The 7140-nt window shown below is 72.9% G+C and carries 6 protein-coding genes; 3 read left to right on the forward strand and 3 right to left on the reverse strand.

The annotated features are described in order from the left end of the window. Positions 1 to 34: 34 nt before the first annotated feature. Positions 35 to 1714, reverse strand: a complete 1680-nt coding sequence (locus VFZ92_RS02885; protein WP_330874088.1) for a DUF885 domain-containing protein — start codon at positions 1712 to 1714, stop codon at positions 35 to 37. Positions 1715 to 1831: 117 nt separating this feature from the next. On the opposite strand from VFZ92_RS02885, the gene VFZ92_RS02890 reads away from it, so the two are divergent. Beyond that, complete coding sequence (locus VFZ92_RS02890) at positions 1832 to 2485, forward strand: DUF3153 domain-containing protein (protein WP_330874089.1); 654 nt, start codon at positions 1832 to 1834, stop codon at positions 2483 to 2485. Between the two features lie 23 nt (positions 2486 to 2508). Here VFZ92_RS02890 and VFZ92_RS02895 read toward each other — a convergent pair whose 3' ends face one another. Both VFZ92_RS02895 and VFZ92_RS02900 read right to left on the reverse strand, forming a co-directional pair. Continuing rightward, entirely contained in the window at positions 2509 to 3129 is a 621-nt protein-coding gene (locus VFZ92_RS02895; protein ID WP_330874090.1) for a hypothetical protein, read from the reverse strand. 11 nt (positions 3130 to 3140) lie between these two features. Further along, complete coding sequence (locus tag VFZ92_RS02900; RefSeq protein ID WP_330874091.1) at positions 3141 to 4025, reverse strand: methylenetetrahydrofolate reductase; 885 nt, start codon at positions 4023 to 4025, stop codon at positions 3141 to 3143. A gap of 103 nt (positions 4026 to 4128) precedes the next feature. Here VFZ92_RS02900 and VFZ92_RS02905 point away from each other — a divergent pair, with 103 nt between their 5' ends. Beyond that, the gene (locus tag VFZ92_RS02905; protein WP_330874092.1) at positions 4129 to 5208 is read left to right on the forward strand and encodes a polyprenyl synthetase family protein; all 1080 of its coding nucleotides are present in this window, start codon (positions 4129 to 4131) and stop codon (positions 5206 to 5208) included. A 2-nt stretch (positions 5209 to 5210) separates the two neighbouring features. Next, positions 5211 to 6746 (forward strand): phytoene desaturase family protein, encoded by a 1536-nt coding sequence (crtI, locus tag VFZ92_RS02910; RefSeq protein ID WP_330874093.1) that lies wholly within the window; start codon positions 5211 to 5213, stop codon positions 6744 to 6746. Positions 6747 to 7140 lie beyond the last annotated feature (394 nt).

The following is a 7140-nucleotide window of genomic DNA, read 5'->3' on the forward strand; positions in this document are numbered from 1 at the left end:
GGCCGCCCGGTCGTACCGGGCGGCCCCCGCGCCACTACAGCTCGGCGAGCCGTTCGCGGAGCGTGTCGAGCCCCATGGCGCCCATCTCCAGGGCGTCCTGGTGGAACTTCTTGAGGTCGAACGCGGCGCCGTGGCGGGCGCGGGCCTCGTCGCGGGCCGCGAGCCAGAGGCGTTCGCCGATCTTGTACGACGGGGCCTGGCCGGGCCATCCGAGGTAGCGGTCGATCTCGTCGTGGACGTGCGAGGCCTCGGTGATGGTCCGGGTGAGCATGAACTCCAGGCCCAGCTCGGGGGTCCACCGCTCGCCCTCGTGGAAGCCGGTGCCCCTCGGGATCTCCAGTTCCAGGTGCATGCCGATGTCCACGACCACGCGGGCGGCGCGGAACAGGTGGGCGTCGAGCATGCCGAGCAGGTTGCCGTCGTCGTCGAGGTAGCCGAGTTCGCGCATGAGCCGCTCGGCGTAGAGGGCCCAGCCCTCGCCGTGGCCGGAGACCCAGCAGAAGAGGCGCTGGAAGTCGTTGAGCTTGTCGGCGTTGTAGACGGCGGTCGCGACCTGGAGGTGGTGGCCGGGGACGCCCTCGTGGTAGACGGTGGTCAGCTCGCGCCAGGTGGGGAAGGTCTCCTTGTCGGCGGGCACGGACCACCACATGCGGCCGGGGCGGGAGAAGTCGGGCGTGGGGCCGCTGTAGTACGCGCCGACGCCGCCGCCGGGCGGGGCGATGCGGCATTCGAGCTTCATCAGCTCGTCGGGCAGTTCGAAGTGCACGTCGCGCAGGTCGAGCAGGGCCTTGTCGGAGAGCTGCTGCATCCACGACTGGAGGCCGGCCTGGCCCTGCACGAGGTAGCGGGGGTCGGCGTCGAGGGCGGCGGCGCCTTCGGCGAGCGTCGCGCCGGGCTTGATCCGGCCGACGATCTGCTTCATCTCGGTCTCGATGCGGGTGAACTCCTCCCAGCCCCACTCGTAGGCCTCGGCGAGGTCGAGGCGGGAGCCGATGAAGTACCGCGAGGAGAGCCGGTAGACCTCTTCGCCGACGGCGTCCTTCTCGGGGGCCTTGGCGGCGAGGTCGTCGCGCAGGAACGCGGCGAGGTCGCCGTAGGCCTCGGCCGCGGCGGCGGCGCCCCTCTCCAGGTCGGTGCGCAGCGCGTCGCCGACCTGCGCGTCCCGCACGAGGCCTGCGAAGAACGACGTGCCGCCTCGGCGGCCGGACCAGGTGTCGCACTGGTCGGCGACCTTGGTGACCTGGCGCAGGGCGGCGGTCTTGCCCTTGTCCGCGGCGTAGGACAGGCCCGCGCGGAGGTTCGCGACGGCGTCCGGCATCGCGGCGAGGCGGCGGGCGACGACGGCCCACTGCTCGGGGGTGTCGGTGGGCATGTGGTCGAAGATCTCGCGCAGGTTCTGCACGGGGCTGGCGAGCACGTTCAGGTCGCCCTCGGAGCGGCCCGCCTCGTGCAGGTCGGTCGAGACCTCGCCGCGTTCGAGGAAGACGGCCTTGGCGTCGCTCTCCGACTTGTCGGCGGGTTCGGCGGCCGTGATGTCGCGGACGGCCTTGACGGTCAGCTCGTAGCGCGCGGCGTGGCCTTCCGGCGAGTAGTCGGTGAGCTCGTCCTCACCTCCGGGCAGGCCGAGCTGGGTCGCCGCGATCGGGTCCAGCGCCGCGTAGTCGGTCACGAACCGGTTGCTGATGCCGTGCACACCAGCCGTAGAGGAAGCCATGTCCGGCACGCTACCGCCCGGTCAGGACGCCGGAAAGGTCTTTAGGCTTGCTCACGATTACCAGTCGAAAGACTGGCGGACAAGGTCGACTCCGCTTCCTGCCGGCAGGATGACCGGGTGTCCAGAGCCCGTGTGCTCCTCCTGCCGGTCTTCCTGCTCCTCGCCGCGTTCTCGCTGTCGGGGTGCGTCCGCCTGCACGCCGCCATGGCGGTGTCGGAGGACGACCGCGTGTCCGGCGAGATCGTCGCCGCGACCCCGCCGACGGCGGACAACGATCCCGGCCCCCAGCTGCGGGTGCCGTCCGAGCTGGCCAGCCGCGTCACGACCAAGCCGTACAAGGTCGACGCCTACGCGGGTACCCAGCTCTTCTTCAACGGCCTCACCTTCGAGGAGGTCCGCACCCTCTCGCTCGCCACCAGCTCGTCGAGCAGCAGGTACCAGATCAGCTTCCGCCGTTCGGGCGACCTGGTCACGATGTCCGGGTCGGTCGACCTGACCCAGGTGCCGATCGACAGGGCCGACATCCAGGTGAAGATCAGTTTTCCCGGCGGGGTGGTCAACACCAACGGCCGCGAGGAGGAAGAGGGCACGGTGGCCTGGAGCCCCAAACCCGGCCAGGCCTCGATGCTGACCGCGACGGTGCAGTACGCGGGGCCGAACTCCGAGGGCCTGATCGGGTGGGTGTTCCTGGTGGGGGCGCTCACGGGCGGGGCGGCGCTGATCGTCGTGGTGCTGGCGCTCGTGGCGCACCGCAGGAGCCTGGTGGCCTGACCGGGCGTCGCCCGAACGGGTGATCATTGGCGCCCGCGGTGCTCCCACGCCTGGACCAGGGCCGACGAGGCGCGGGTGCCGTACTCCGAGAACGGCAGCACGGTCGGGCGCGCTCCCTGGACGCCCGCGCAGACGAACAGGACGCGGGTGTTGCGGTCGAGCACCAGGCGGTGGGTCATGCCGAAGTCGGCTTCGAGCGTGGTCGCCGCCAGCGCGTTCACGTCGCTGACCGCGATGGCCTGGTGGACGGCCCTGATCCGGGCCTCCCGCTCTGCCGTCCTGTCCCTGCGGACGCTCGACTTGAACCGGTCGCTGAGCAGCGCGCCGTCCGGGGTGAGCGTGGCCCAGGACGGGGTGGCCAGCTGGAGCGAGAAGCGCTTGCCGAAGCGGTCGGCCGCCACGTAGCGGGGCGGCGCGGACAGCACCGACGGCAGGTCCGGGAGGGACCAGCCGTCGTCGGTGGCGACGGGCACCCTCGCCACCCGCAGCACCGCGGCCACGTCGCGGCAGACGCGCGCGATCACCGGCGCGGCGGAGCGCACCTTGGCCTCGAAGTCCTCGGCCAGTCCGCGCTTGTGCGCCTCGGACCGGGCTCGACGGGCCTCGGCCGCGTCCTTCTTGAAGTTCTCGTCGAAGGTGGGCATCCACGCCTCTCTCACGTGCGAGCGGGGACCAGGCCCAGTCGGGCCACCACTTCCCTCGTCGCCTTCGAGCGGTTCAGGGTGTAGAAGTGCAGGCTCGGAACGCCCTCGGCGAGCAGCCGCTCCCCCATCTCCGTCACCAGGTCGACACCAGCCTTCCGGAAGGCGGCCGGGTCGTCCACGAAGGGGTCCAGTTTCCGGGCGACCGACGGGGGGACGTCGGCGCCGGACAGCTCGATCGTCTTGGCGAGGGTGCGCGGGGTCGTCAGCGGCATGAGGCCGGGGATGAGCGTGGTGTCGCAGCCCAGCGCGTCGACCCGGTCGCGCAGCCGCAGGAAGTCCTCCGGCTCGAAGAACAGCTGGGCGATGGCGAAGTCCGCGCCCGCGCGCAGCTTGCGGACCAGGTGCCTCGTGTCCTCGTCCACGTCGCCGGAGCGCGGGTGCCCGTACGGGAACGCCGCGACGCCCACGCAGAAGTCGCCGAGCTCGCGGCAGAGCCGGACCAGCTCCTCGGCGTAGGTGAGGCCCTCGGGGTGGGCGATCCACTCGCCGTGGGGGTCGCCGGGCGGGTCGCCGCGCACGGCCAGGATGTTGCGCACGCCGACGGCCGCGTACCAGCCGATCACGTTGCGCAGTTCCGCGACGGAGTGGTCGACGGCGGTCAGGTGCGCCATCGGCACCAGCGTGGTCTCCTGCGCGACGCGGCCGGTCGTGCGGATGGTGAAGTCCCGGCTCGACCCGCCCGCGCCGTACGTGATGGACACGAAAGCCGGGTCGAGCGGTTCCAGTTCGCGGATCGCGCGCCACAGGACCAGCTCGTCCGCGCTGTCGCGGGGAGGGAAGAACTCGACGGAGAACACGGGACCGCGCCCGTGCAACCGTTCGACCACGGTCGTCATGGCCCCAGCCTAGTGGGCGTCCGACGAGTGGGAGATGTCTTTCACGGGCTGGGACGAGCCCCCCGGTGCGGCGGCGGAGCGCCGGAGAGGTGACCATAGACGGGTGTCCGCCCCAGAGCTGCTCCACCCGCTGGACCTCGCGCTGCCCGCCCACGTCGACGAGGCGCTGGCGGCCTACCTCGCCGACCGTCGCACGCTGGGCGCGCTGATGGACGACAACTTCACCGGGGCGGTGGACGGCCTGGCCGCGTTCGTCCTCAGCGGCGGGAAGCGCATTCGCCCGACGTTCGCGTGGTGGGGCTGGCGGGCCGCGGGCGGTGATCCGGAGGGGCCCCTCGCGGAATCGGTGCTGACGGCGGTCAGCTCGCTGGAGCTGATCCAGGCGTGCGCGCTGGTGCACGACGACCTGATGGACGCCTCCGAGGTGCGGCGGGGCCAGCCGACCGTGCACATCGCGTTCGCCCAGGAGCACCGCGACCGGCGCTGGCTCGGTGAGCCGGAGCGGTTCGGGCTCGCGGCGGCCGTGCTGATCGGCGACATCGCGCTGGCGTGGGCGGACGACATGCTGTTCGCCGCGGGCCTGCCGACCGACGCGCTCCAGCGGCTGAGCCTGCCGTGGCGGGACATGCGCACCGAGATGCTCGCGGGCCAGTACCTGGACGTGCTCACGCAGGCGCGCGGCGACTCCTCCCCCGAGGCCGCGCTGCGGATCGACCGGCTCAAGACCGCCGCGTACACGGTGGAACGGCCGCTGCACATGGGTGCGGCGCTCGGTGGCGGGTCTCCGGAGCTGATCGACGGTCTGCGCCGGTTCGGCGCGGACATCGGCGTCGCCTTCCAGCTGCGGGACGACCTGCTCGGCGTGTTCGGCGACCCCGCGGTCACCGGAAAGCCCGCGGGCGACGACCTGCGCGAGGGCAAGCGGACGCTGCTCGTTGCGCTGGGCATGGAGTACGGCGCGGACGTGCTGCACGGGGCGCTGGGCAACCCGGAGCTGGACGTGGAGACGGTCGACGCCGTGCGCGACGCCCTGATCGGCGTGGGGGCCGTGGACGCGATCGAGGACCGGATCACCGAGCTGACCACGTCCGCGCTGGCCGCGCTGGAGGCCGCGCCGGTCGTGGCGCCCGCGGGTGACCGGCTGGCGGAACTGGCCGTCAGCGCCACGAAGCGGACCTACTGACCATGAGCCCAGCCCACGGGAAGACCCTGCCGGGACGCACCGACCACGTCGTCGTGGTGGGCGCGGGCCTCGCCGGGCTGTCCACGGCCCTGCACCTGCTCGGCACGGGCCGGGCCGTGACCGTCGTCGAGCGCGACGCCACCCCCGGCGGCCGGGCCGGGCGGCTGGACCTGGACGGCTACCGGATCGACACCGGGCCGACCGTGCTGACCATGCCGGAGCTGGTCGAGGACGCCCTCGCCGCGGTCGGCGAGTCCCTGGCCGACCGGCTGGACCTGCTGCCCGTCGACCCCGCCTACCGGGCGCGGTTCGCCGACGGCACCACGCTCGACGTGCACGCCGACGCCGACGCGATGGAGGCCGAGGTCCGGCGGTTCGCGGGCGGCGCGGAGGCCGAGGGCTACCGGAGGCTGCGGGCCTGGCTGACCGCCCTCTACCGGGTCGAGCGCGACCAGTTCATCGGCGGCAACTTCGACTCCCCCGCCGACCTGATCGGCCCGTCGCTGGCCAAGCTCGCCGCGCTGCGCGGGTTCGGCAGGCTCGGCCCGGCCATCGGGCGGTTCCTGCGCGACGAACGCCTCCAGCGCGTGTTCTCGTTCCAGTCGCTCTACGCCGGGGTGCCGCCGCGCCGGGCGCTGGCCGCGTACGCCGTGATCGCGTACATGGACACCGTCTCGGGCGTGCACTTCCCGCGCGGCGGGATGCGGGCGCTGCCCGACGCCATGGCGGGCGCGGCGGCCTCGGCGGGCGCCACCTTCCGCTACGGCACGGCGGTCGCCTGGCTGGAGCGCATCGGCAGCCGCGTCACGGCCGTCCGCACGACCGGCGGCGAGCGGATCCCGTGCGACGCCGTGGTGCTGACCCCGGACCTGCCGGTCGCCTACCGGCTGCTCGGCAAGGCCCCGCGCCGCCCGCGCCCGGTGCGCTGGTCGCCGTCGGCGGTCGTGCTGCACGCGGGCACCACCCGGACGTGGTCGGAACTCGGGCACCACACGATCTTCTTCGGGCGGGCGTGGGACCGGACGTTCGACGAGCTCACCTCGACGGGCAGGCTGATGAGCGACCCGTCGCTGCTGGTCACCCAGTCGACGCTGAGCGACCCGTCGCTCGCGCCCCCCGACCGGCACCTGAACTTCGTGCTCGCGCCCGCGCCGAACCTGGAGACCGGGCCGATCGACTGGGCGCGCGTCGGCCCCGCCTACCGCGACGAGCTGCTGCGCACCCTGGAGGCCCGCGGGCTGACCGGGTTCGAGGCGTCGATCGAGACGTCCCGGCTGGTCACGCCGCAGGACTGGGCCGACGGCGGTCTCGCGGCGGGCACGCCGTTCTCGGCCGCGCACACGATCGCGCAGACCGGACCGTTCCGGCCGCGCAACCTGGTCAACGGGATCGACAACGTGGTCCTGGCGGGCTGCGGCACCACCCCCGGCGTCGGCGTCCCCCCGGTGCTGATCTCCGGGAAGCTGGCCGCGCAACGGGTCGCGGGCACGCCGCTGCGCACCCGTTCCGCACGGGCCAGGACGTCCGTCGTGAGCTGACCGAACCGTTCGCCAGCCGAGCGCGAATACTCCACACGGGCACTGCCCGGAGTGATCTTCACGTGCGAGGATCCTCCTGGGTGTCGAGTCCCCGCCACGCTTGCGCGCCATCGCGTGCCGAGGCGGCCACGTGCTGTGCAACGATGTTGCCGCGATGGCTTCGACTCCGTCCCCTCCCAGATCGGGCGCCGCGTCAGTGCGGGCGCCGTCCGCTGCTACGCGCGTGCCGCCGGAACCGACCGGCATCCCCGTGCGGACGATCCTGCTCGGGGTGCTGGGCGTCTCGCTGATCGCGCTGGGTGGTGCGGGTGCGGGTGCGGTGCTGAAGACGGATCCGCTGCTGACGGACACGTCGTTGAGCTGGGTGCGGTACGGGCACGGTCGTGATCTGGCG

It is taken from the genome of Umezawaea sp., from assembly GCF_036375055.1.
In the GTDB taxonomy this organism is placed as follows: Bacteria; Actinomycetota; Actinomycetes; order Mycobacteriales; family Pseudonocardiaceae; genus Umezawaea.